Here is a 24,499-nt window from a genome sequence, read left to right as displayed (position 1 = left end):
CGGCGATGTGGTGTAAGAGGATGCGCGAAATCCTACGGCACGCAATAAAAAGGTGCAACCAAATTACCGAACAGGTTGCACCCACAAGTTAGTCAATATAATCAGCCACTTATGTGGTTGCAACCTAGGGGTTGCCCGTGGTCGGCGGATCGGTGTTTTCCCTGATCGGGCCGGCTGATCGCGCGTGTGCAACCGTCGACGCGCGTGGAAGCGGCCGAAAACGGGTTGCACTGGGTGGGAGAAACGATGCGACGCCCGGTTCGGACGCGCGACGAGAGGCAGGCGGGTGACGCCCGGCGGGCCGGGCTTCTTCATACGGCAGCGCGCCGCTCAGATATCCAGCGGGTCGACTTCGACGCTCCACCGCAGCACGCCCTTCAGCGCCCGCAGTGCCGGCTGCCATGCACGCAGCGCATGCTGCAGCGCCGCCCGCGATGCGCTTTCGAGCAGCAACTGCGCGCGATGGACGTTCGCGACCTTGACGATCGTCATCGGCACCGCGTCGTACACGGTCACGCGATCGGCGCCCGGCAGCCCCGGCAATGCGGCCGCGGCCTGAAGCAGGAACGCGAGCGCCGCGTCGAGCGTGCGCCCTTCGGCGCGCAGCAGCGCCTGGTAGACGAACGGCGGCAGGTGCGCGTCGCGGCGCTCGCCGAGCGTCGAATTCGCGAAGCCGACGTAATCCTGCCGCCCGAGCGCGTGATACAGCGCATGACGCGGGTAACGCGTCTGCACCATCACCTCGCCCGGCAGCCCGGCCCGCCCCGCGCGGCCGCTCACCTGCATCAACTGCGCGAACAGCCGTTCGCTCGCCCGGAAATCGTGCGAAAACAGCGCGGTGTCGGCATTGAGCACGCCGACGAGCGACACGCGCTGAAAGTCGTGCCCCTTCGCAATCATCTGCGTGCCGACCAGGATGTCGACCTCGCCCGCATGCACGTCGGAGAACAGCGCCTGCGCGCTGCCCTTGCGGCGCGTGCTGTCCGCGTCGATCCGCAGCACCCGCGCGCCCGGCACGGCCTCGGCGAGCGCCTCCTCGATACGCTGCGTGCCGCGCCCGAGCGGCGCGATGTCGACGTTCCCGCACTCGGGACACGACCGCGGAATGCGCGCCTCCCAGCCGCAGTGATGGCAGCGCAGCGCATGCTCGGGCTTGTGCAGGACGACGTACGCGCTGCAGCGCGGACAACCGGCGACCCAGCCGCATGCGTCGCACGCGAGCTGCGGCGCGTAACCGCGCCGGTTCAGGAACACGAGGCTCTGCTCGCCGCGTTCGAGCCGCGCCTTCAGCGCCGCGACGAGCGGCCCCGACAGCCCGCCCATCGACGCGCGGCCGCGCCGCCGCTCCTCTTCGAGATCGATCAGCCGCACGGTCGGCAGCGTCGCGTCGGCCACCGCGCGGCGCGACAGCGTGAGCTTCGTATAGCGCCCCTGCTCGGCCTGCCACCAGCTTTCGAGCGACGGCGTGGCCGAGCCGAGCACGACCGTGATGCCGAGCTGCTTGGCGCGCCACACGGCGAGATCGCGCGCCGAATAGCGCAGCCCTTCCTGCTGCTTGTACGCCGGCTCGTGCTCCTCGTCGACGACGATCAGCGCGAGCGTCGGCATCGACGCCAGCACCGCCAGGCGCGTGCCGAGCACGATCCGCGCGCGGCCCGTGTGGGCGGCCAGCCAGTTGCGCGCCCGCTCGCCCTCGGCGAGCCCGCTGTGCAGCGTGACGATCGCGTCGTCGGCGAGCGCCCCCGCGAAGCGCGCGCGAAATGCGGCCTCGAACTGCGGCGTCAGGTTGATTTCGGGCACGAGCACGAGCGCCTGCGCGTCCGGCCGTGCATCGAGCAGCGACGCGAGCGCATGCAGATAGACCTCGGTCTTGCCGCTGCCCGTCACGCCGTGCAGCAGGAACGGCGCGAAGCCCGCTGCCGCGCGGATCGCGTCGAGCGCCTCGGCCTGCTGGTCGGTCAGTGCCGGCGGCACGGTTCGTCCACCGGTTGTCGACAGGTTATCCACAGCTTTGGGCACAGGCGCATCGGCCCAGCCGATCTCCTCCACGTCGACCCAGCCGCGCGCGGCCCAGTCGTCGAGCGTCGCGGCCGCCTTCGGATGCAGCGCCCGCGCGTCGGGCAGCGTCAACGAACCGGTATCGACGAGCGCCTGTGCAAGCCGCCGCAGCGCGGCGCCGCGCGCGGGCAATGCATCGGGCAACGCCGCGCGGCCGGCTTCGGTCGGCTGGTAGCGCACTTCGGGCGCGAGCAGCCGCCCCCAGCGCCCGGCGTCGCGCAGCGCCTGCGGCAGCGCCGGCAGCGCAACCTCGCCGCGCCCGCGCTGATAGTAGTCGGCGGCGAACGACACCAGGGCGAGCCAGTCCGCCGACAGCGGGGGCAGGTCGGCGCAGATCGCGTCGACCGCGCGCAGCCGTGACGGCGGCACATCGGTGTGAGTCGTCACTTCGCAAACGAGCCCGACGGCCTGCCGCTTGCCGAACGGCACCTGCACGAGCGTGCCGGGCACGGGTGCCGGCTGCGCGTCGCAGCGGTAGTCGAACAGGGTCGCGAGCGGATGGTCGAGCGCGACGCGCAGGTAGGTGCCGCTCATTGCGGCGCCCCACCGGCAGCGGCACGCGAAGGACAGGCGGCTTGCATCCGCGTCCGCATCGCGGCAGCGAACTTAAAGTAAAACTTCAGATTCCGCGCTAAGTTTTGGATTCGCATTAGGAATCGCCGTATACCCTGCCCAGTCCTGTGGATAACTTTGTTGAGAACTCGCCCCCGAATGGCCGCAACGCGCGCGGGGCCGTGCTTTCCGCTGTTTTTCGCCGCGCGGGGCGCCGCCCCGCGGAGCCTTATTCCATAAGGCTGCTATTCAAATTACCGAACAATAGCGAGACAAATTGACCGATACAGGGCTCTACCGCGCTGCAACGTGGAAAATGTGTATAAGTCAAGTCTTGACAAGCACCGGATCGGCAGCGGGAGCGGGGTTGCGCCCTGTTTAGTCCCGACAGCGAAACGCTGTCATCCCGCAGTGCAGCATGACAACGCTTGCGTTCAGCCAGCGGCTCGGCTACGGATCGCGCGGCTGTGGTTGTGTACTTCGTCGACGAGTTCGGCGACGTGATCGGGCGACGTGAATTGCGAGATGCCGTGGCCGAGGTTGAACACATGGCCCGGATGGTTGCCGTAGCTGTCGAGCACCGCGCGCGCCTGTTCGCGCACCGCGGCCGGCGGCGCAAACAGGATCGTCGGATCGAGGTTGCCCTGCAGCGCGACACGCCCCGCGACGCGCTCGCGCGCGGCGCCGAGGTTGACCGTCCAGTCGAGCCCGACCGCATCGACGCCGGTCGCCGCGATCTCCTCGAGCCACAGCCCGCCGCCCTTCGTGAACGTGATCACCGGCACGCGCTCGCCGTCGTGCTCGCGCTTGAGCTGGCTCACCACGCGGCGGATGTAGTCGAGCGAGAAGCGCTGGTATGCGCCGTCGGCCAGCGCGCCGCCCCACGTATCGAAGATCATCACGGCCTGCGCGCCCGCTTCGATCTGCGCGTTCAGGTACGCGGCCACCGCCTGCGCATTCACGTCGAGGATCCGGTGCATCAGGTCGGGGCGCGAATACGCCATCGACTTCACCGTGCGGAAATCGTCCGACCCGCCGCCTTCGACCATGTAGCACGCGAGCGTCCACGGGCTGCCCGAGAAGCCGATCAGCGGCACGCGCTGGCGGCCCTGGCCGTCGGTGAGCGCGCGGCGGATCTCGCGCACGGCGCCCGTCACATAACCGAGCGTCTCCTCGATGTCCGGCACCGCGAGCTTCGCGACGTCGGCCTCGGTGCGCACCGGATGCGCGAACTTCGGCCCTTCGCCGACCTGGAAGTCGAGACCGAGCCCCATCGCGTCGGGAATCGTCAGGATGTCCGAGAACAGGATCGCGGCGTCGAGCGGGAAACGCTCGAGCGGCTGCAGCGTCACCTCGGTCGCGTAGTCGGGATTCTTCGCGAGGCCGAGGAAGCTGCCGGCGCGCGCACGCGTCGCATTGTATTCGGGCAGGTAGCGGCCGGCCTGGCGCATCAGCCAGATCGGCGTGTAGTCGGTCGGCTCGCGCAGAAGCGCACGCAGGAAGGTGTCGTTGAGCAGGTTATGGGCCACGGTAGGAGCGACGATGCGAAGGCAAAGCGGCATTTTACCGGACAGCCGCCCTCACGCTGCGCATGCCGACGCGATGGCGGCCATATGACGCGCGCGATGGCTCCGTTATGATCGGACGCTCATATCGAATGAAGGAGGAGACCGATGAAGACATTCGCCACGCTCGCCGCGGCCGCGCTGCTCTGCTGCGCCGCCGCGCACGCGCAGACCACCACCGGCACCACCGCCGCGCCGGGGGCCGGTTCGCGGCTCGACGACGTGCTCGCGCGCGGCACGCTGCGCGTATGCACGACGGGCGACTACAAGCCGTATTCGTACTACCGCACGGACGGCCGTTTCGAGGGCATCGACATCGACATGGCCGAATCGCTCGCGAAATCGCTCGGCGTGAAGACCGACTTCGTGAAGACGAGCTGGCCGAACCTGACCGCCGATTTCGTCGCGAAATGCGACATCGCGGTGGGCGGTGTGTCGACGACGCTCGAGCGCCAGAAGCGCGTGTTCTTCACGCAGCCGTACGTCGTCGACGGCAAGACGCCGATCGTGCGCTGCGCGGACGCCGACAAGTACCAGACCGTCGCGCAGATCGACCGGCCGGAGACGCGTGTGATCGTGAATCCGGGCGGTACCAACGAGCGGTTCGCGAAACAGTTCTTCACACATGCGAACCTGACCGTCTATCCGGACAACGTGACGATCTTCAAGCAGATCCTCGCGGGCAAGGCCGACGTGATGGTGACGGATGCGTCCGAGACGCAGTTGCAGCAAAAGCTGAATCCGGGGCTGTGCTCGGTGCATCCGGACAAGCCGTTCCAGTTCGGCGAGAAGGCGTACATGGTGCCGCGCGGCGACGTCGTGTTCCAGCAATACGTCGACCAGTGGCTGCATCTCGCGCTGTCGACCGGCGAATACCAGGCGATTTCGGACAAGTGGCTGAAGTAAGAAGCCCGTCCGCGGCGGCCGATAACGGGCATCGACCCCGTGGCCGCCGCCTGCCGAATGCGCGGCATGGCGGCGGCGAACCTGCCGCCGTTACACATTGCCCTCGCGCCGCCCGACCCGACAATCGGCGCGAAACCACCCGAATCGGCCGATCGGCCGACTTCCGCGCATTCCGATCACGTTTCAAAATCTTTCTGACGAATGAATCGTCATCCGCGGTATCGATCATGCCGCGCACTTTCTGACGTGAAAATCGGCCATTCATCGCGCCCGATACGCATGAAAAACGCATCGTGCGCATCGGCTGAAAACGCAGCGGAAAATATGGGTAAAAATGACCTTTTTCAGGACCCCGAAAACAGCAAAAAATCCCGGGAAGCCTTATCTGGCGGGCGTTACAACCTGAAACACTTTGTTACCGCGACGGGTCATTAATTCGCCCACAATGGCCTCAACGGTTTCAACACGGATGCGGTCTCGTGTGCCAAGTGTGAGCGGACGCGAAGCGCTGCGAGCCAGTCGGTCACGTACCGAAGCCCTTCCGAGGGGCATCCCTGTTGGAGTCGTTTCCGGCCCCCCGCCGGATTCGGTTTCATCTTTGGTCTCCTCGCGCTAACCCCGTAGCGTGTGGTTTTTAGCGGGCTAATAAGCCCGCTTTTTTTCGTCCATCGAAAACGTAACGGCCCGCCGGCCGCCACGTTTTTTCCCGCATTTTTCCCGCGCCGTCCCGCATCAAGCGGTCTTCTGCACGTCGAGCTTCAGCTCCTCGATCATCCGGTCGCGCATCACGAACTTCTGCACCTTGCCCGTCACCGTCATCGGCAGCTCGTCGACGAAGCGGATGTAGCGCGGAATCTTGTAGTGCGCGATCTGCCCGCTGCAGAACGCACGCACGTCGTCCTCCGTCATCTGCTCGTCCGCGCGCAGCACGATCCACGCGCACAGCTCCTCGCCGTACTTCGCATCCGGCACGCCGAACACCTGTGCGCTCTGGATCTTCGGATGCCGAAACAGGAACTCCTCGATCTCGCGCGGATAGACGTTCTCGCCGCCGCGGATCACCATGTCCTTCAGGCGGCCGACGATATTGCAGTAGCCGTCCGCATCGAGCGTCGCGAGGTCGCCCGTGTGCATCCAGCCGTCGACCAGCACCTCGCGCGTCTTCGCGTCGTCGTCCCAGTAGCCGAGCATCACCGAATAGCCCTTCGTGCAGAGCTCGCCCGTCGCGCCGACCGGCACGATGTCGCCGCTCGCATCGACGATCTTCACTTCCAGGTGCGGCTGGATGCGGCCGACCGTCGTCGTGCGCTTCTCGAGCGGATCGTCGGTCGAACTCTGGAACGATACGGGGCTCGTCTCCGTCATCCCGTACGCGATCGTGATCTCCGACAGGTGCATCTGCGACACGACGCGCTTCATCGTCTCGATCGGGCACGGCGAGCCGGCCATGATCCCGGTGCGCAGCGTCGAAAGATCGAAGGTCGAGAACGCCGGATGATCGAGCTCGGCGATGAACATCGTCGGCACGCCGTGCAGCGCGGTGCAGCGCTCGCCGGCCACGGCCGCGAGCGTCGCAACCGGATCGAACGCCTCGCCGGGGAACACCATCGCCGCGCCCTTCGACACGCACGCAAGCACGGCCAGCACCATCCCGAAGCAGTGATAGAGCGGCACCGGGATGCACAGCGTGTCGTGCTCGGTGAAGCGCATCGCGGTCGCGATCGAGCGCCCGTTGTTGACGACGTTGCGGTGCGTGAGCGTCGCGCCCTTCGGGCTGCCGGTCGTGCCGCTCGTGAACTGGATGTTGATCGGTTCGTTGGCCGTGAGCGTCGCGCCGATTGCATCGAGCAATCCCGGATCGACGGCCTGGCGGCCGCGTGTCATCACGTCCGCGAAGCGGAACATGCCGGCCGGCGCGACGTCGCCCATCGACACGACCGTGCGCAGGCTCGGCACGCGTGCCGCGTGCAGGTCGCCCGGCGTCGTGGTCGCGAGCTCCGGCGCGATGGCCTGCAGCATCTCGACGTAGGCCGACGACTTGAAGCGCTCGGCCGTGATCACGGCCTTGCAGCCGACCTTGTTCAGCGCGTATTCGAGCTCGGCGAGCCGGTAGGCCGGATTCAGGTTGACGAGCACCGCACCGATGCGCGCGGTCGCGAACTGCGTGAGCAGCCATTCGCTGCGGTTCGGCGACCAGATGCCGACGCGGTCGCCCTTCACTATACCGAGCGCGGCCAGCCCCGCCGCGAGCACGTCGACCTCGTTCGCGAACTCGCGCCAGGTCCAGCGCACCTGCTGCTCGCGGAACACGACGGCCGGACGGTCGGGAAAGCGGCCGGCGGTGTCGCGCAGGAACCGACCGATCGTCGCTTCGGACAGCGGCACGTCGGTCGCGCCACGCACGTACGACAAGCCGTTCTCGGGCGCGATCAGCGCGCCCACGCCAAGGTCTGCTGCCATGAATGTCTCCGTCTTTTTGGTCTGATCGGCCCGCGCGCGCCTGCCGCGCCCGCCTCCATCGCCTCGATCGCGACGGACAGCCTCACTGCGGATGATGCCGCGCTCCGCTGACGACACTCTGACATCAATTCGCGGCGGACGGATGAAATAGCACGACCGGACGGAATGATCTGGCCCGCAATCCGCAGACGAAAAAAAGCAGCCCGAAGGCTGCTTTCTTTCGCGGGATACGCGGCGCGGCTTAGTGCCGGCTGCGGATCTTCGCCAGACGCTGGATCGCTTCGAGCTGCGCCATCGCGGTCGCGAGCTCGGATTGCGCCTTCGCGAGGTCGAGATCCGACTTCGCGTTCTGCAGCGTTTCCTCGGCACGCTTGCGCGCTTCCTCGGCTTTCGCCGCGTCGAGGTCCTTGCCGCGGATCGCGGTATCGGCGAGCACCGTCACGGCGCCCGGCTGCACTTCGAGAATGCCGCCCGCGACGAACACGAATTCGTCGTTGCCGCCCTCGACTTCGATGCGCACCGCACCCGGACGAATCCGCGTGATCAGCGGCGTGTGACCCGGCAGAATGCCCAGCTCACCCGTTTCGCCCGGCAGCGCGACGAATTTCGCCTCGCCCGAGAAGATCTGCTCTTCCGCGCTGACGACGTCTACTTTGATGGTTGCCATATCGACTCCTGGTTGAGCGTATTACGTGGGCGCCGTGTCTCCTGTCCCCGGGGGTACAGGAGAATCAACGACCTCAACGGCGCCCGCTGCGTTACACCCGACCCTTACTGGATCTTCTTGGCCTTTTCGAAGGCTTCGTCGATCGTGCCGACCATGTAGAACGCCTGTTCCGGCAGGTGGTCGCACTCGCCGTCGACGATCATCTTGAAGCCGCGGATCGTTTCCTTCAGCGGCACGTACTTGCCCGGCGAGCCCGTGAACACTTCAGCAACGTGGAACGGCTGCGACAGGAAACGCTGGATCTTACGTGCACGTGCGACCGACAGCTTGTCTTCCGGCGACAGTTCGTCCATGCCCAGAATCGCGATGATGTCGCGCAGTTCCTTGTAGCGCTGCAGCGTCTGCTGAACGCGACGGGTGATCGAGTAGTGCTCTTCACCGATCACGTTCGGGTCGATCTGGCGCGACGTCGAGTCGAGCGGGTCGACCGCCGGGTAGATACCCAGCGAAGCGATGTCACGCGACAGAACGACGGTTGCGTCCAGGTGGCCGAAGGTCGTCGCCGGCGACGGGTCGGTCAAGTCGTCCGCAGGGACGTACACGGCCTGGACCGACGTAATCGAGCCCTTCTTGGTCGACGTGATGCGCTCTTGCAGCTTGCCCATTTCTTCAGCCAGCGTCGGCTGATAGCCCACTGCCGACGGCATACGGCCGAGCAGTGCCGACACTTCGGTACCGGCCAGCGTGAAACGGTAGATGTTGTCGACGAAGAACAGCACGTCGAGGCCTTCGTCACGGAAGTGCTCGGCCATCGTCAGGCCGGTCAGCGCGACGCGCAGACGGTTGCCCGGCGGCTCGTTCATCTGGCCGTACACCAGCGCGACCTTGTCGAGAACGTTCGAGTCCTTCATTTCGTGGTAGAAGTCGTTCCCTTCACGGGTACGCTCGCCCACGCCCGCGAACACGGAGTAACCGCCGTGTTCCTTCGCGATGTTGTTGATGAGCTCCATCATGTTGACGGTCTTGCCCACGCCGGCACCGCCGAACAGGCCAACCTTGCCGCCCTTGGCGAACGGGCAGATCAGGTCGATGACCTTGATACCCGTTTCGAGCAGTTCGGTCGACGGCGACAGTTCGTCGAACGCCGGAGCCTTCTGGTGGATCGAACGCGTATGTTCGCTTTCGATCGGGCCGGCTTCGTCGATCGGACGGCCGAGGACGTCCATGATCCGGCCGAGGGTCGGCTTGCCGACCGGCACCGAGATCGGCTTTGCCGTGTTCTTCACGGTCAGGCCGCGGCGCAGGCCGTCGGAAGCACCCAGACAGATGGTACGGACCACGCCGTCGCCCAGCTGCTGCTGGACTTCGAGCGTCAGTTCCGAGCCATCGAGAATAAGCGCGTCGTAGATCTTCGGCATGCTGTCGCGCGGGAATTCCACGTCGATAACGGCGCCGATGCACTGTACGATCTTGCCTTCTACCAAAGCAGCAGTACTCATCGCTTTTCCTTTAAATACCTGATTCTTTACTCGCGCAAAGGCGCAGTTGTCGTCCCGGGCGCGCGCTTAAACAGCGGCTGCGCCGCCGACGATCTCCGACAGTTCTTTCGTAATCGCGGCCTGACGGCTCTTGTTGTATACGAGCTGCAGTTCGCTGATCACCGTCTTCGCGTTGTCGGACGCGGCCTTCATCGCGACCATGCGCGCCGATTGCTCGGACGCCATGTTTTCCGCGACGGCCTGGTACACCAGCGCCTCGACGTAACGCACGAGCAGTTCGTCGACGACTGCCTGCGCGTCCGGCTCGTAGATGTAGTCCCACGACGTGGCCGGCGTACCGTCATCGGCTTCGAAGTGTTCCGACGACAGCGGCAGCAGCTGCTCGATCACGGCTTCCTGCTTCATCGTGTTGACGAAGCGCGTGTAAGCGATATAAACCGCCGACAGCTTGCCTTCCGAATACAGATCGAGCTGCGTCTTCACGGCGCCGATCAGCTTGTCCAGATGCGGGGTGTCGCCGAGGTGCACGACCTGCGACATCACCTTCGCGCCGAAGCGGTTCAGGAACCCGAGGCCCTTGCCGCCGATCGCGGTGGCTTCGACCTTCTGGCCCTTCTCTTCCAGCTCCTTGAACTTCTGCACCGTCGCACGCAGCACGTTGGTGTTCAAACCGCCGCACAACCCCTTGTCCGTCGTGACGAGGATGATGCCGGCCGTCTTCGCGCCGTCGTTTGCCACCATGAACGGGTGGCGGTACTCCGGGTTCGCACGGCTCATGTGCGCGGCGATGGCACGGACCTTGTCCGCATACGGACGAGCGGCGCGCATGCGTTCCTGCGCGCGGCGCATCTTCGATGCGGCCACCATCTCCATCGCCTTCGTGATCTTGCGCGTGTTCTGCACGCTCTTGATCTTGCCGCGAATTTCCTTCATTCCAGCCATAGCTTGCTCCTTTGCGCCCCGGGTTAGCGCTTTAGCGCTTTACTCGGGGCTCATGCATCGCTCACCGAAGCGGCGCGGGCGCATCAGCACCCGCGCGGCCTCAATGTGTCACTCGCGGATCAATAGGCACCGGACTTCTTGAAGGATTCGATCGCCGAGCGCAGCGCGCCTTCGTCGTCCTTCGAGAGATCCTTGGTGTCTTCGATGCGCTTGATGAGGTCAGCGTGGCTGGTCTTCAGGTTTTCGCGCAGGCCCTTCTCGAACGACAGCACTTGCTTGACGTCGAGATCGTCGAGGTAGCCGTTGTTCGCGGCGTACAGCGACACGGCCAGTTCCCAGACCTGCAGCGGCTGGTACTGCGGCTGCTTCAGCAGTTCCGTCACGCGGCGGCCGCGCTCGAGCTGCTTGCGGGTCGCTTCGTCGAGGTCCGATGCGAACTGCGCGAATGCAGCCAGTTCACGGTACTGCGCGAGGTCGGTACGGATACCGCCCGACAGCTTCTTCACGACCTTCGTCTGAGCGGCGCCACCGACTCGCGACACCGACACGCCGGCGTTGATTGCCGGGCGGATGCCTGCGTTGAACAGGTCGGTTTCCAGGAAGATCTGGCCGTCGGTGATCGAGATCACGTTCGTCGGAACGAACGCGGTCACGTCGCCCGCCTGCGTTTCGATGACCGGCAGTGCCGTCAGCGAACCGCTCTTGCCCTTCACTTCGCCGTTCGTGAACTTCTCGACGTACTCTTCCGACACGCGAGCGGCACGCTCCAGCAGGCGCGAGTGCAGATAGAACACGTCGCCCGGGTACGCTTCACGGCCCGGCGGGCGGCGCAGCAGCAGCGAGATCTGACGGTATGCCCAGGCTTGCTTGGTCAAGTCGTCATAGATGATCAGCGCGTCCTGGCCGCGGTCGCGGAAGTATTCGCCCATCGTGCAGCCGGCGTACGGTGCGAGGTACTGCATCGCAGCCGAATCCGACGCCGAAGCGGCGACGACGATCGTGTATTCCATCGCGCCCGTTTCTTCGAGCTTGCGAACCACGTTCATGATCGACGAAGCCTTCTGGCCGATCGCGACGTAGATACAGATCAGGTCCTTGCCCTTCTGGTTGATGATCGCGTCGAGCGCCACCGCGGTCTTGCCGCACTGACGGTCGCCGATGATCAGCTCACGCTGGCCACGGCCGATCGGCACCATCGCGTCGATCGACTTGATGCCCGTCTGCACCGGCTGCGACACCGACTTGCGCCAGATCACGCCCGGGGCGATCTTTTCGATCGCGTCGGTCAGCTTCGCGTTGACCGGGCCCTTGCCGTCGATCGGGTTGCCGAGCGCATCGACCACGCGGCCGACGAGTTCCGGACCCACCGGCACTTCGAGAATGCGGCCCGTCGTCTTGACGACGTCGCCTTCCGAGATGTGTTCGTATTCGCCGAGAATCACCGCGCCGACCGAGTCGCGCTCGAGGTTCAGCGCGAGACCGAACGTGTTGCCCGGAAACTCGAGCATTTCGCCCTGCATCACGTCCGACAGGCCGTGGATACGCACGATACCGTCGGTCACGGAGATCACGGTGCCCTGGTTGCGAACGTCTGCGCTCGCTTCAAGGCCCTGGATCCGGCTCTTGATCAGCTCGCTGATCTCAGAGGGATTGAGTTGCATTATTCGCTCCTGATAGTCAATTCTGTTGCGTGCCGGCGTGGCGCTCAGGCGGTCAAGGCAGCCTGCATCGATGCGAGGCGCGCGCGAACCGAGGTGTCGAGCACTTCGTCGCCGACCGTCACGCGCACGCCGCCGATCAGCGACGAATCGACTTCGACCGTCGGTTTCAGCTTGCGCTTGAACTTGCGTTCGAGGCCCGAGACGAGACTGTCGAGATCCGCGCCGTTCAGCGGGAACGCGCTCACGATCTCGGCGTCGGCTGCGCCTTCACGTTCGTTCTTGAGCGCCTCGAACTGCTCGGCAATTTCCGGCAGCAGCGCGATGCGATGATTGTCGACCAGCATCTGCACGAAGTTCTTCGCTTCGGCGCCGGCCGCGAGCGGCGACTTCACCGCAGCAAGCAGCAACTCGGCTACTTGCGTGCGCGTCACCTTCGGGCTCGACGCGACCGACAGCACTTCCGGCAGACGCGCAACCTGGGCCAGCTCTTGCACGAGCGTGGACCAGGCGGCGATGTCACCGCCCTCGGCCACGCGGAACAGCGCTTCTGCGTAAGGGCGGGCGATGGTTGCAAGTTCGGCCATGATCAGAGCTCGGCTTTCAGTTGATTCAGCAGTTGGGCGTGGGCCGTTTGATCGACTTCGCGCTTCAGGATCTGCTCGGCGCCCTTCACGGCCAGCGCGGCGACTTCGCCACGCAGCGCTTCGCGCGCCTTCACGATTTGCTGTTCTGCTTCCGCCTTCGCCTGAGCGACGATGCGGGCGGCTTCAGCCTGGGCGTTGGCCTTGATTTCCTCGGCGACCGCCTGGGCACGCTTTTCGGCGTCGGCGATGCGCTGCTGGCCGTCGTTGCGGGCCTGCGCGAGTTCCTGGTCCACGCGCTTGTGCGCTGCGTCGAGTTCCGCCTTGCCCTTCTCCGCGGCGGCGAGGCCGTCGGCGATCTTCTTCGAACGTTCGTCGAGGGCGTTGATCAACGGCGGCCACACGAATTTCATCGTGAACCACGCGAGGACCAGGAACACGACCATTTGCGCAAACAGAGTTGCGTTGAGATTCACGGTGTTTCCTTATCTGCTATTCCGGAAAAATGAAACGGTAAGGCGCTCATCGAGTTGCATTCGATCAGCGCCCCAAGTCTCCGTTCCGCCCTGCGCCGGCTCACGCCGGACGCATATTTCCGAGGAACCTTAGCCTGCGAGCTTCGACAGGAGCGGGTTCGCGAACGCGAACAGCATTGCGACACCAACGCCGATCAGGAATGCAGCGTCGATCAGGCCAGCCAGCAGGAACATCTTCGTTTGCAGCGGGTTGATGAGTTCCGGCTGACGCGCGCAGGCTTCGATGTACTTGCCACCCATCAGCGCGATACCGATACAGGCGCCGATTGCACCCAGGCCGATGATGATGCCGATACCGATGGCGGTCAGACCCTGGATGTTGGCGATGTAAGCTTGCATGATCACTCCTTTGTGAAAAGACTTGGAACTGAGATTTAAAAAACTAAAACGAAGACTCTTTCTTGCACGCCGCGCTTAGTGCTTGTCGTGCGCCTGGCCGAGATACACCAGCGTCAGCATCATGAAAATGAATGCCTGCAACAGAACAATCAGGATGTGGAAGATTGCCCAGACGCTACCCGCGATCACATGACCAACGAAGCCGAGGAACGTTGCGTCGCCACCGAAGCTCCACATGCTGCCGAGCAGGGCGATCAACAGGAACAACAGCTCACCCGCGTACATGTTGCCGAACAGCCGCATACCGAGAGAAACGGTCTTCGCGAGATATTCGACAATGTTGAGCGCGAGGTTCGGGATCCACAGCAGCGGGTGTGCGCCGAACGGTGCCGACAGCAGCTCGTGCACGAAGCCGCCCGCGCCCTTGATCTTGATGCTGTAGTAGATCATCAGGACGAACACGCCGAGCGCGATGCCGAGCGTGCCGTTCAGGTCGGCCGTCGGGACGATGCGATGGTGGGAAATCACGTCCGACAGACCGAGCAGGCCGATCACGCGGCCCGGCAGGTCGACCGGGAGGAAGTCGAGGGAGTTCATCAGCGCGACCCACACGAACACCGTGAGGGCGAGCGGAGCGATGAAGGTACGATTGCCGTGGACGATGGCCTTCGACTGGTCTTCGACCATTTCGACGAGCATCTCGATCGCGCACTGGAAGCGGCCCGGCACGCCCGACGTCGCCTTGCGGGCGGCCAGACGCAGCAGGACGATCGTCACGATGCCGCACACGATCGACCAGAACAGCGTGTCGAGATTCCAGACGTGGATGTCGAAAATCGACGTCTGATGCGAGGTGGAGAAATTCTGCAAGTGGTGCGCAATGTACTCGGACGGATCCGGACCGCGCGTGCCTTCGCTAGCTGCCATATCGTTAATGCCACCCAAATTGTCGAAAATCGTTTTGCCTGTTCCGCAACACGCTATTGCGGGAACGGGCCGGTGCGGTTCGCTGTCGAAACCGCACGCTGCTTGTTCCTTACCGCCAGGCCAGCGCGATCCAGTAGGTCTTCAGCACGACGAGGTACGTGACGAGGAACGGCACCCAGTGCACGCCGGCCCAGCCGAACGCCACTGCGGTGAACATCCCGATCGTCAGAGCGAGCTTCAGGGCTTCGCCCATCACCCAGCTCATCACGGTGGCCGAGCCACCTGCCTTCAGTCGTGCCACGAATACCGCACTTGGCACCCAGCCAATCGCTCCGCCCAGAAACGCGGATTGCGCAGCGGCGCCCGGCGACTTCGAAAACAGCCACCACGCCAGCGTTGCAACCAGGGACAGGACCACTTGCGCGAACACCACCTTGTAGGGGGTCACGCGCGAGGGCTTGCTCACGTTCGGACCGAACAGCCTCTCGGCTTCCGTCCGTGTAAGCGGAACGATGTTGTTATCTTGCTGCTCGACATCCCAGTCGTCGGATTCGCGCCACTCACCGGCCGCCGAAGCGGGGCGTTGCGTGCGCTGATCATCGTGCCTGTCGTCCGGCGCCTGACCCGCCATCGCAATCTTCCGCAAAGTCCTTGAACCCGACCCCAAGCTTTCTGAAAGCTTTCAGGGGTGCCTAGCTAACAAATCCGGGCGATTGTAAGCGATAGTTGCAAGTGATTCAAGGCTTTAGACGCGACAAAAACCTGCATAAAACGACGCCTCATCATGTGAAAAAACACCCGATTCGACGACGTACGATGACAGTTGTAAGGTCGATTTCTTGCACCGGTATTTCTTGCGCGTAAAACGCCGGCGGCAGGGGGGAATGACGGGGAAACGATGCCCGGTACGGGTCCGGGCGGAGCGGCACGATCGCCGCGGGAAATGCGCGGTGAAACACTCGCCCGGAATGACTTGGCACGACGGCCCGGAACACGCGAAGCGCCCTGGCCGATCGGTCGTGCGCGACGGGTGAAATTCGACCGGACGCTCGCGCATCGATACGTCCAATCAGTTGTCGCGCCACCACAGGTGTTCGACTGTGGGTTGCGGCACTTATCAACAGCCTATAACCACCGCGAACACTGCACCCCTCCCCGCCCCTCGAATCGCACACCTGTGCCGCGCACCCGCCTTGCTCAACCGTGAACGAGCAACCACGCGCCAAGTGCCGCGCTCACGAGCGCGAACGGAATCGACACCAGATGAAACGGCAGCCACATGCGCGGCTCCTTCGCGAGACGCACCGCGATCAGGTTCGCAAGCGAACCGATGGCAAAACCGAAACCGCCGACCGATACGCCGAACGCCAGCGCACGCCAGTCGTGCGTGAATTCCGACAGCAGGATCGCCGCCGGCACATTGCTGATCACCTGTGACAGCACGGCGCCCGCGGCATAGACGCGCAGCGGCGAATCGAGCCGCGCATTCGCGATCGTGTCGTGCACGACGGGCAGCGCGGCCGCGCTGCGCAGCACGACGAACATCAGCACGAAGATCAGCAGCAGCAGCCAGTCGATCTTCAGGACTGCGTTGCGTTTGACTGCGAGCAGGACGATGGCGACGCCGACGAGGCCCGGCAGCGGATGGTGGGCATCGGCGAGCAGTACGAATGCAGCGAACAGCACTGCCGCGATCAGCGCGTGCATGCGCTGTACCGGTAACGCGATGGCGTCGCCGGACAGATCGAGCGGCTTCGCGCGAAACATGAACGCGGTCAGCACGAGCAGCAACGCCATCAACGCAAGCGCCAGCGGCCCGAGCGTAACCACGAAGCGGCCGAACGACACGCCGCTCAATTGCCACAGGAAAAGATTCTGGGGATTGCCGAGCGGTGTCGCGACGGACCCCGCGTTGACGGCCAGCGCGACGACGATCACGAGCCGCCGGAACGGTAGCGGCGTCAGTGCACGCAGCGACACCATCAACGGCACGACGACGAACAGCGCGACGTCGTTGGTGAGCCACATCGACAGTACCGCGGCGAATCCGACCAGCAGCATCGCGAGCCCGCGTTCGGAATGCACGTGATGCACAATGCGGTGCGCGAGCCACATCAGGCAACCGGACAGCTCGAGTGCCTTGGTCAGCATCAGCAGGCCCGCGAGCGTCGCGACCGTCTGCCAGTCGACGCGACCTGCAAGCACCGAAAATGGTTGCGGACGCACCCATTGCAGCACGATCAGGCCGAGTGCAAGCACCGACAGTACCGGTTCCTGCGCAAGCCATCCGAGCCACCGGCGCGGCGCCGGTGCGCCCGTCTTCTCCATTGACTGTCCTTACTCTTCGGTTGCGACGTTGCCGCGCAGCCGCGCGAGAATGCCCTCGAGCGCATCGAGGTTGCCGAAGTCGATCGTCACCTGCCCGCGCCCGCGGCGGCCGAGCTTGATCTTCACCGTCGACGCGAGCAGGTCGGACAACTCCTCTTCGAGACGGCGCGTATCGCGGCCGCCGTCGTCCTTCGCGCGCGCCTTCACGGCCGGCGCTTCCTTCGTCGTATGTGCGACGAGCTTCTCGGTTTCGCGCACCGACATGCGCTTGTTGACGACCTGATGCGCGAGCGTGATCTGCGTGGCCGCATCGACGGCGAGCAGCGCGCGCGCGTGCCCCATGTCGAGATCGCCGGCCAGCAGCATCGTCTGCACCGGCGACGCGAGGTTCAGCAGGCGCAGCAGGTTCGACACCGCGCTGCGCGAACGGCCGACCGATTCGGCCGCCTGCTCGTGCGTGAAACCGAACTCGTCGAGCAGGCGCTGGATACCGTGCGCTTCTTCAAGCGGGTTCAGGTCCTCGCGCTGGATGTTCTCGATCAGCGCCATCGCGGCGGCAGCCTGATCGGACACGTCCTTTACGAGCACCGGCACTTCATCGAGACCGGCCAGGCGCGCCGCGCGGAACCGCCGCTCGCCTGCAATGATCTCGTATTTGTCTGATGAAATGGGCCGTACCAGGATCGGCTGCATCACGCCCTGAGCGCGAATGCTGGCCGCGAGCTCCTGCAGGCTGCCCTCGTCCATCCGCGTCCGCGGCTGGTACTTGCCGGCCTGCAGCTTGCCGAGCGCGAGCGTGTTCGGCGCCCCTTCGATCTTCACCGCTTCGGTGATATCGGCGCTGCCGCCGAGCAGCGCTTCGAGGCCACGTCCCAAGCCCTTCTTCTTTGGTACCGCGTTCATGTCTTTCTTCCTCGCTTCGCTCATGTCCGGATCACGACACCTCGAACGCGCGGACGCGTTCGATCATCTCGGCACCGAACTGGAGATACGCCTGCGCACCGCGCGAGCTGCGGTCGAACACGACGCCCGGCAACCCGTAACTCGGCGCTTCCGCCAGGCGCACGTTGCGCGGAATCACCGCGTCGAACACCTTGTCGCCAAAGTGCGCTTTCAGTTGATCGGAGACTTGCTGCTGCAGCGTGATGCGCGGATCGAACATCACACGCAGCAAGCCGATGATCTTCAGGTCGCGGTTCATGTTCGCGTGAACCTGCTTGATCGTGTTGACGAGGTCCGACAACCCTTCCAGCGCGAAGTACTCGCACTGCATCGGGATCACGACGCCATGTGCCGCGCACAACCCGTTCAGCGTCAGCAGCGACAGCGTCGGCGGGCAATCGATCAGCACGAAATCGTAGTCGTCGGCCACGCGTTCGAGCGCTGCTTTCAGCCGGCGCTCGCGGTTGTCGATGCTGATCAGTTCGATCTCGGCACCGGACAGCTCGCGGTTCGCGGGCAGCACGTCGTAGGTGACGCCGTCCGGGCGGATGCGCGCATCGGCGACCGACACGCCATCGACCAGCACTTCGTACACGGTCGCCTCACAGGCGGCCTTGTCGATCCCGCTGCCCATCGTCGCGTTGCCCTGCGGGTCGAGATCGATCAGCAGGACTCGTTGCTCCTGCGCTGCAAGGCTTGCGGCGAGATTGACCGATGTCGTCGTCTTGCCGACGCCCCCCTTCTGGTTCGCAACGCAGAAGATCTTTGCCATCGTTGGTGTGTTCCCTTTACCTTCAAACAAACGGCGCGCTACCGCGCGCCTTCAATTCGCGTCGTCGACGGCCACTTCGAACAGATGCCGCTCGGCATCGAGCATCGGCACCGCCAGCCGGATCGTCTGCTTCACGCGGCTGCCTTCCGGCAAACGCGCAATTTCATCATCCGGGTGAACGCCCTTCATTGCCCAGATCGATCCACCCGGCGCAACCAGATGTCGAGCAAGTTTAACGAAGTCGGACAGATCCGCGAAAGCGCGGGATACGATCATGTCGAATTTTTCCGGCACTTCGACGCCCGGCTGCAGCGATTCGACCCGCCCGGTGACGACCGACAGGTTCGCGAGCTTCAGTTCCGCGCGCATCTGCGTCTGGAATGCAGACTTCTTCTGCACGATATCGTTCAGCGTGACCTGCCAGTCCGGCTCGACGATCGCGAGCACGATGCCGGGCAACCCGCCGCCCGAACCGACGTCGAGCACACGCGCCGACGCACGGCCGCGCAGATGCGGGACGATCGAAAGCGAATCGAGGATGTGCTGGATCAGCATCTGCTTCGGGTCGCGGATCGCGGTCAGGTTGTAGACCGCGTTCCACTTGCCGAGCAGCGCGACATAGTCGAGCAACTGGTTGCGCTGAGCATCCGTCAGCGTGAGGTCGAGCGCCGCCGTGCCTTCGACGAGCATCTGTTCCAGTACGTCCCGATTAACCGCCGGCGCGCGACGCGCCGTCATTGTTGCGTCGGGACGGCGCCGTCCCCCTGCTCCGTTGCCTCGGCGGCCGTGCCATTCCGACGGCCCAGCCCGCGACGCTTCAGGTGCACCATCAGCAGCGAGATTGCCGCCGGCGTGACGCCCGAGATGCGCGATGCCTGCCCGATCGTTTCCGGCCGGAACTCGTTGAGCTTCTGGCTCACTTCGAACGACAGCCCGCGCACTTCACGGTAATCGATACCGTCGGGCAAGCGCGTGTTCTCGTTCGCGTCGTTGCGTTCGATCTCGGATGCCTGGCGCTCGATATAGCCCTGATACTTGATACCAATCTCGACCTGCTCCTTGATCTGCTCGAGCAGCACCGGATCGTCGGTCAGCGGCTCCGCGGGACCGCATTCACCACCCTTTAGCCCGCATACGCCGTCGTAGCTGATGCCCGGACGACGCAGCAGTTCGGCGAGGCTGTATTCGTGATCGATCGCCTTGCCGAGCAGCGCGGTCGCCTCTTCCGGCGGCAGCGTCTTCGGCGTGACCCACGTCGACTTCAGGCGTTCGGTTTCACGTGAAACAGCGTCGCGCTTCCGGCTGAATGCGTCCCAGCGCGCGTCGTCGACGAGCCCCAGCTCGCGGCCGATCTCGGTCAGGCGCATGTCGGCATTGTCTTCACGCAGGCTCAGGCGATACTCGGCACGGCTCGTGAACATCCGGTACGGCTCGGCCACGCCACGCGTCACGAGATCGTCGACCAGCACGCCCAGATAGGCCTGGTCACGACGCGGGCACCACGCGTCCTTCTCCTGCACATAGCGCCCCGCATTGAGGCCGGCCAGCAAGCCCTGCGCGGCCGCCTCTTCATAGCCGGTCGTGCCGTTGATCTGGCCCGCAAAGAACAACCCGTTGATCGCCTTGGTCTCGAGCGACGCCTTCAGCGCGCGCGGGTCGAAATAGTCGTACTCGATCGCATAACCCGGGCGCAGGATGTGCGCGTTCTCGAGGCCGCGCATCGAATGCACGAGCTCGAGCTGGACATCGAACGGCAGGCTCGTCGAGATCCCGTTCGGGTAGAACTCGTTGGTCGTCAGCCCTTCCGGCTCGAGAAAGATCTGGTGCGATTCCTTCGACGCGAACCGGTGGATCTTGTCCTCGATCGACGGGCAATAACGCGGCCCGACGCCTTCGATCACGCCTGTATACATAGGCGAACGGTCGAGGCCGCCGCGAATGATGTCGTGCGTGCGTTCGTTCGTATGCGTGACCCAGCACGGCAGCTGCTGCGGATGCTGCTCCGCGCGGCCCAGGAACGAAAACACGGGAATCGGATCGAGGTCGCCCGGCTGCTCGTCGAGCTTCGAGAAGTCGATCGTCCGGCCGTCGATACGCGGGGGCGTACCGGTCTTCAACCGGCCCTGCGGCAGCCTCAGCTCCTTCAGGCGCGACGACAGCGACACGGCTGCCGGATCGCCGGCGCGGCCGCCCGTGTAGTTGTTCAGGCCGACGTGGATCTTGCCGTCGAGGAACGTGCCGGCCGTCAGCACGACCGCACGCGAACGGAAGCGGATACCGATCTGCGTGACGGCGCCCACCACGCGGTCGCCTTCGACCATCAGGTCGTCGACGGCCTGCTGGAACAGCCACAGGTTCGGCTGGTTCTCGAGCCGGTGGCGGATCGCGGCCTTGTACAGGATGCGGTCGGCCTGCGCACGCGTCGCGCGCACGGCCGGGCCCTTCGACGAATTGAGGATCCGGAACTGAATACCGCTCTCGTCCGTCGCGGCGGCCATTGCGCCGCCCAGCGCGTCGACTTCCTTGACCAGATGGCCCTTGCCGATGCCGCCGATCGACGGATTGCAGCTCATCTGCCCGAGCGTTTCGATATTGTGGGTCAGCAGCAGCGTCTTCGCGCCCATACGGGCGGACGCCAGCGCGGCTTCCGTGCCGGCATGACCGCCACCGACGACGATGACGTCAAATTCTGTGGGAAAAAGCATGGTGGATTCCGCACGCCGAGCTGCGCACGAACCTATCAGAGAAATGTATGGGCCGAATTATAGCGGGTTCGCTTTTCACCCGAATGCCGTCCGAATGGTAGGGTCTGTGCATTTCGTCGATTTTTGGGCCGTGGACGGGAGAATCCAGGGTGCCGAGCCTGTTCAGGCAAAGCCCGAGCACGGTTTGCCGTACATCGCTGCACCTGTGCAAAAAACCTGACTGGCGAGAACGCCGCAGGCGGAATATGACCCGATCGATATCTGTGGCCCGCGAGGCCGCGCGAACACGACATGCTGTGCCCCCTTCTCTTCACAGCATTTCTGCCGGTTGCTCTCACCCTTGTCCACCGAGGTTCCACACATCATCGGCCTGTGGAACGAGCCACCACCGCACAGGACTTAAGACGATTCCTCCGGCGCTTATCCCCAGACCTCGAGCCAACAAGGCCTCACCGGCAAATAAAAACGGCGTGTTTCACGTGAAACACGCCGTTCGTTTCCCGCCAACCGCTCGGGCCATCAAGCCGTCTTCTTCGCCAGCCCCAGGTACGTTTCGATCACGCGCGGATTCTGCGCAAGCTCGGCGGCCGGCCCTTCCAGCGCAACCTCACCGGTCTCCAGCACATAGCCGTAATCCGAGATCTGCAACGCGGCCCGCGCGTTCTGTTCGATCAGCAACGTCGCCACCCCCGTACCGCGCAACGCGCTGATGATATGAAAGATCTCCTTCACGATCAGCGGCGCGAGCCCGAGGCTCGGCTCGTCGAGCATCAACAGGTCGGGCTTGCCCATCAGCGCGCGGCCGACCGCAAGCATCTGCCGCTCGCCGCCCGACAGCGTGCCGGCCGCCTGCTTGCGGCGCTCCTTCAGCCGCGGGAACAGCACGAACACGTGGTCGAGCTGGTCGAGGAAGTTCGATTCGCCAGCCTGCTTGCGGCGATATGCACCCAGCACAAGGTTGTCCTCGACCGTCATCGTGCTGAACAGCTCGCGCTTTTCCGGTACGAGGCACATCCCGCGCGCGACACGCTGCTCGACCGGCAACGCACCGACGTCGCTGCCGCGGTACACGACCGCGCCCGACGCATGCCCCGTAACCGGCAACGCGCCCATGATCGCGTTCAGCAGCGTCGACTTGCCGGCACCGTTCGGGCCGATCACGCTGACGATCTGCCCCGCACCGACCTTGATCGCCGCACCGTGCAGTGCCTCCACCTTCCCGTACCGGACTGCCAGCCCGCGCACTTCGAGAATCGGCATCGTCGTGTCCGTCATCACTCCACCCCGCCCAGATACGCTTCAAGCACGGCCGGGTCCTGCTGCACATCCTGCGGCAACCCTTCCGCGATCCGCGTGCCGAACTCCATCACCACCAGCCGGTCGGTGAGATTCATCACGAAATCCATGTCATGTTCCACGAGCAACACGCTCATGCCTTCCGCCTTTAGCCGTCGCAGCAGGTCGGCGAGCTGTTGCTTCTCCTGGTAACGCAGCCCCGCAGCCGGCTCGTCGAGCAGCAGCAGCGTCGGATCGCAGCACAGCGCGCGGGCGATTTCGAGAATCCGCTGCTGGCCGAGCGCGAGGCTGCCCGCTTCGTCGTACATGTGCTTCTCGAGCCCCACGCGGCGGATCTGGCGTGCGGCTTCGGCCAGCAGTTGCGCCTCCTCGTGTGCATTGAGCCGCGCGATGCTGCGCCAGACGCCCGTATGGCCGCGCAGATGCGCACCGATCGCGACGTTCTCGAGCACCGTCATCGCGGGCAGCAGCTTCACGTGCTGGAAGGTACGGCCGATGCCGCGGCGGACGATCTGGCGCGACGTGAGCCCGTCGATCCGCTCGCCACGGAACGTGATCGTGCCGCCCGTCGGCTTCAGCACGCCCGTCACGAGGTTGAACGTGGTCGACTTGCCGGCGCCGTTCGGACCGATCAGCCCGATGATCTGCCCCGCTTTCACGTCGAAGCTGACGTCGTTGACGGCCACGAGCCCGCCGAACTGCTTGCGTGCATTGTCGACGACGAGCAGCGGCTCACCGGCCGCCGGCTTCGCACGCTGCGGCAGCGGATCGGCCTGCTCGGGCACGTGCGCGCTCGGCCCGCGCGGGAACAGCCGGGCAACGAACGGCCACACGCCCTGGCGGGCGTACTGCAGCAGCAGCACCATCAGCACGCCGAACACGATGATCTCGAAGTTGCCTTCCGAGCCGAGCAGCTTCGGCAGCAGCGTCTGCAGGTAGTCCTGCAGCACCGTAAGGATCGCTGCACCGAGCACCGCGCCCCACACGTGCGACACGCCGCCGACCACGGCCATGAACAGGAACTCGATCCCGTGATTCAACCCGAACGGGGTCGGGTTCACCGCACGCTGCAGATGCGCGTACAGGAAGCCCGACACGGCCGCCAGCACGGCTGCGTAGACGAAGATCACCACGCGCATCCATGCCGTGTTCACGCCCATCGCCTCGGCCATCACGCCGCCGCCGCGCAGTGCGCGGATCGCGCGGCCCGGGCGGCTGTTCAGCAGGTTCTGCACCGACACGATTGCGGCCAGCACGACGGCCCAGATCAGGAAGTACAGGCTGCGGCCGCTTTCGAGCGCGAGGCCGAACAGGTTCAGCGCCGGAATGCCGTTGATCCCGTCGTACTTGCCGAGCAGCTCGAGGTTGCCGAACAGGTAGAACAGCGCGAGGCCCCACGCGATCGTGCCGAGCGGCAGGAAGTGCCCGGACAGCCGCATCGTGACCGCACCCAGCACGAGCGCGACGAGCGCCGTCAGCACGACGCCGACGATCAGCGCGAGCCACGGCGAAACGCCGTAGCGCGTCGTCAGGAACGCGGTCGCATACGCGCCGATGCCGACGAACGCGGCCTGTCCGAAGCTCGTCATCCCGCCAACGCCCGTCAGCAGCACGAGCCCGATCGCGACGATCGCATAGAGGCCGATGTAGTTCAGCAGCGTGATCCAGTACTCGGGCACGTGCAGCGCGCCGGGCAGCACCGGCAGCGCGAACAACACCACGAGAAACACCCAGAAGGTCTTGTTGCGTACCATCGTCTTCAT

General features: G+C 64.8%; 21 protein-coding genes. 2 read left to right on the top strand and 19 right to left on the bottom strand.

All coding sequences use genetic code 11. The features are described from left to right. Positions 1 to 330: 330 nt before the first annotated feature. Positions 331 to 2,592 carry a primosomal protein N' gene (locus VXM69_RS19710; RefSeq protein ID WP_124608620.1) on the bottom strand — a complete coding sequence of 754 codons (2,262 nt, stop codon included), beginning with the start codon at positions 2,590 to 2,592 and terminating at the stop codon, positions 331 to 333. Between the two features lie 452 nt (positions 2,593 to 3,044). Next, complete coding sequence (gene hemE, locus VXM69_RS19705; protein ID WP_034188166.1) at positions 3,045 to 4,139, bottom strand: uroporphyrinogen decarboxylase; 1,095 nt, start codon at positions 4,137 to 4,139, stop codon at positions 3,045 to 3,047. Between the two features lie 144 nt (positions 4,140 to 4,283). On the opposite strand from hemE, the gene VXM69_RS19700 reads away from it, so the two are divergent. Continuing rightward, positions 4,284 to 5,081: a transporter substrate-binding domain-containing protein gene (locus VXM69_RS19700; RefSeq protein ID WP_049030889.1), complete on the top strand. Its 798-nt coding sequence runs from the start codon at positions 4,284 to 4,286 to the stop codon at positions 5,079 to 5,081. 279 nt (positions 5,082 to 5,360) lie between these two features. Further along, positions 5,361 to 5,516 carry a hypothetical protein gene (locus tag VXM69_RS19695; protein ID WP_167361860.1) on the top strand — a complete coding sequence of 52 codons (156 nt, stop codon included), beginning with the start codon at positions 5,361 to 5,363 and terminating at the stop codon, positions 5,514 to 5,516. Between the two features lie 297 nt (positions 5,517 to 5,813). On the opposite strand, the gene VXM69_RS19690 is transcribed toward VXM69_RS19695, so the two are convergent. The 17 genes from VXM69_RS19690 to VXM69_RS19610 all read right to left on the bottom strand — a co-directional run bounded on the left by VXM69_RS19690 (position 5,814) and on the right by VXM69_RS19610 (position 24,499). Beyond that, positions 5,814 to 7,541 (bottom strand): AMP-binding protein, encoded by a 1,728-nt coding sequence (locus VXM69_RS19690; protein WP_175027856.1) that lies wholly within the window; start codon positions 7,539 to 7,541, stop codon positions 5,814 to 5,816. Between the two features lie 241 nt (positions 7,542 to 7,782). Next, the gene (locus VXM69_RS19685; RefSeq protein WP_006477288.1) at positions 7,783 to 8,208 is read right to left on the bottom strand and encodes a F0F1 ATP synthase subunit epsilon; all 426 of its coding nucleotides are present in this window, start codon (positions 8,206 to 8,208) and stop codon (positions 7,783 to 7,785) included. Positions 8,209 to 8,312: 104 nt separating this feature from the next. Next, positions 8,313 to 9,707: a F0F1 ATP synthase subunit beta gene (gene atpD / locus VXM69_RS19680; protein WP_034188169.1), complete on the bottom strand. Its 1,395-nt coding sequence runs from the start codon at positions 9,705 to 9,707 to the stop codon at positions 8,313 to 8,315. A gap of 66 nt (positions 9,708 to 9,773) precedes the next feature. Further along, the gene (atpG, locus tag VXM69_RS19675) at positions 9,774 to 10,649 is read right to left on the bottom strand and encodes a F0F1 ATP synthase subunit gamma (RefSeq protein ID WP_034188170.1); all 876 of its coding nucleotides are present in this window, start codon (positions 10,647 to 10,649) and stop codon (positions 9,774 to 9,776) included. 119 nt (positions 10,650 to 10,768) lie between these two features. Further along, on the bottom strand, positions 10,769 to 12,310 hold the full coding sequence (atpA, locus tag VXM69_RS19670; RefSeq protein ID WP_034188171.1) for a F0F1 ATP synthase subunit alpha: 1,542 nt from the start codon (positions 12,308 to 12,310) through the stop codon (positions 10,769 to 10,771). Positions 12,311 to 12,354: 44 nt separating this feature from the next. Next, a complete protein-coding gene (locus VXM69_RS19665) occupies positions 12,355 to 12,894 on the bottom strand; it encodes a F0F1 ATP synthase subunit delta (RefSeq protein WP_034188172.1) in 540 nt (179 codons plus the stop codon). A gap of 2 nt (positions 12,895 to 12,896) precedes the next feature. Then, positions 12,897 to 13,367 (bottom strand): F0F1 ATP synthase subunit B, encoded by a 471-nt coding sequence (locus VXM69_RS19660; RefSeq protein WP_006477283.1) that lies wholly within the window; start codon positions 13,365 to 13,367, stop codon positions 12,897 to 12,899. Between the two features lie 129 nt (positions 13,368 to 13,496). Then, entirely contained in the window at positions 13,497 to 13,766 is a 270-nt protein-coding gene (gene atpE, locus VXM69_RS19655) for a F0F1 ATP synthase subunit C (RefSeq protein WP_006482730.1), read from the bottom strand. Positions 13,767 to 13,841: 75 nt separating this feature from the next. Further along, positions 13,842 to 14,693 (bottom strand): F0F1 ATP synthase subunit A, encoded by an 852-nt coding sequence (gene atpB / locus VXM69_RS19650; protein WP_012492242.1) that lies wholly within the window; start codon positions 14,691 to 14,693, stop codon positions 13,842 to 13,844. A gap of 109 nt (positions 14,694 to 14,802) precedes the next feature. Continuing rightward, positions 14,803 to 15,324, bottom strand: coding sequence for an ATP synthase subunit I (locus tag VXM69_RS19645; RefSeq protein WP_034188173.1), 522 nt, complete (start codon positions 15,322 to 15,324; stop codon positions 14,803 to 14,805). 566 nt (positions 15,325 to 15,890) lie between these two features. Next, the gene (locus VXM69_RS19640) at positions 15,891 to 17,021 is read right to left on the bottom strand and encodes an SLC13 family permease (protein WP_049030887.1); all 1,131 of its coding nucleotides are present in this window, start codon (positions 17,019 to 17,021) and stop codon (positions 15,891 to 15,893) included. 9 nt (positions 17,022 to 17,030) lie between these two features. Beyond that, positions 17,031 to 17,924 carry a ParB/RepB/Spo0J family partition protein gene (locus VXM69_RS19635; RefSeq protein WP_034188249.1) on the bottom strand — a complete coding sequence of 298 codons (894 nt, stop codon included), beginning with the start codon at positions 17,922 to 17,924 and terminating at the stop codon, positions 17,031 to 17,033. A gap of 31 nt (positions 17,925 to 17,955) precedes the next feature. Next, on the bottom strand, positions 17,956 to 18,735 hold the full coding sequence (locus VXM69_RS19630; protein WP_059559486.1) for a ParA family protein: 780 nt from the start codon (positions 18,733 to 18,735) through the stop codon (positions 17,956 to 17,958). A gap of 51 nt (positions 18,736 to 18,786) precedes the next feature. Then, positions 18,787 to 19,473 (bottom strand): 16S rRNA (guanine(527)-N(7))-methyltransferase RsmG, encoded by a 687-nt coding sequence (rsmG, locus tag VXM69_RS19625; RefSeq protein WP_034188176.1) that lies wholly within the window; start codon positions 19,471 to 19,473, stop codon positions 18,787 to 18,789. After that, positions 19,470 to 21,440: a tRNA uridine-5-carboxymethylaminomethyl(34) synthesis enzyme MnmG gene (gene mnmG / locus VXM69_RS19620; RefSeq protein WP_367190057.1), complete on the bottom strand. Its 1,971-nt coding sequence runs from the start codon at positions 21,438 to 21,440 to the stop codon at positions 19,470 to 19,472. Before mnmG ends, rsmG begins: the two co-directional genes overlap by 4 nt. Positions 21,441 to 21,959: 519 nt before the next feature. After that, a complete protein-coding gene (locus VXM69_RS19615) occupies positions 21,960 to 22,715 on the bottom strand; it encodes an ABC transporter ATP-binding protein (protein WP_069705844.1) in 756 nt (251 codons plus the stop codon). After that, positions 22,715 to 24,499: an ATP-binding cassette domain-containing protein gene (locus VXM69_RS19610; protein WP_049032698.1), complete on the bottom strand. Its 1,785-nt coding sequence runs from the start codon at positions 24,497 to 24,499 to the stop codon at positions 22,715 to 22,717. The genes VXM69_RS19615 and VXM69_RS19610 overlap by 1 nt, the downstream gene beginning before the upstream one ends.

Source organism: Burkholderia sp. Ed8 (assembly GCF_040761425.1).
GTDB classification, from domain to species: Bacteria; Pseudomonadota; Gammaproteobacteria; order Burkholderiales; family Burkholderiaceae; genus Burkholderia; species Burkholderia seminalis.
Note: the sequence above shows the minus strand (reverse complement) of the source record. Positions and strands in the feature narration are given on the sequence as shown.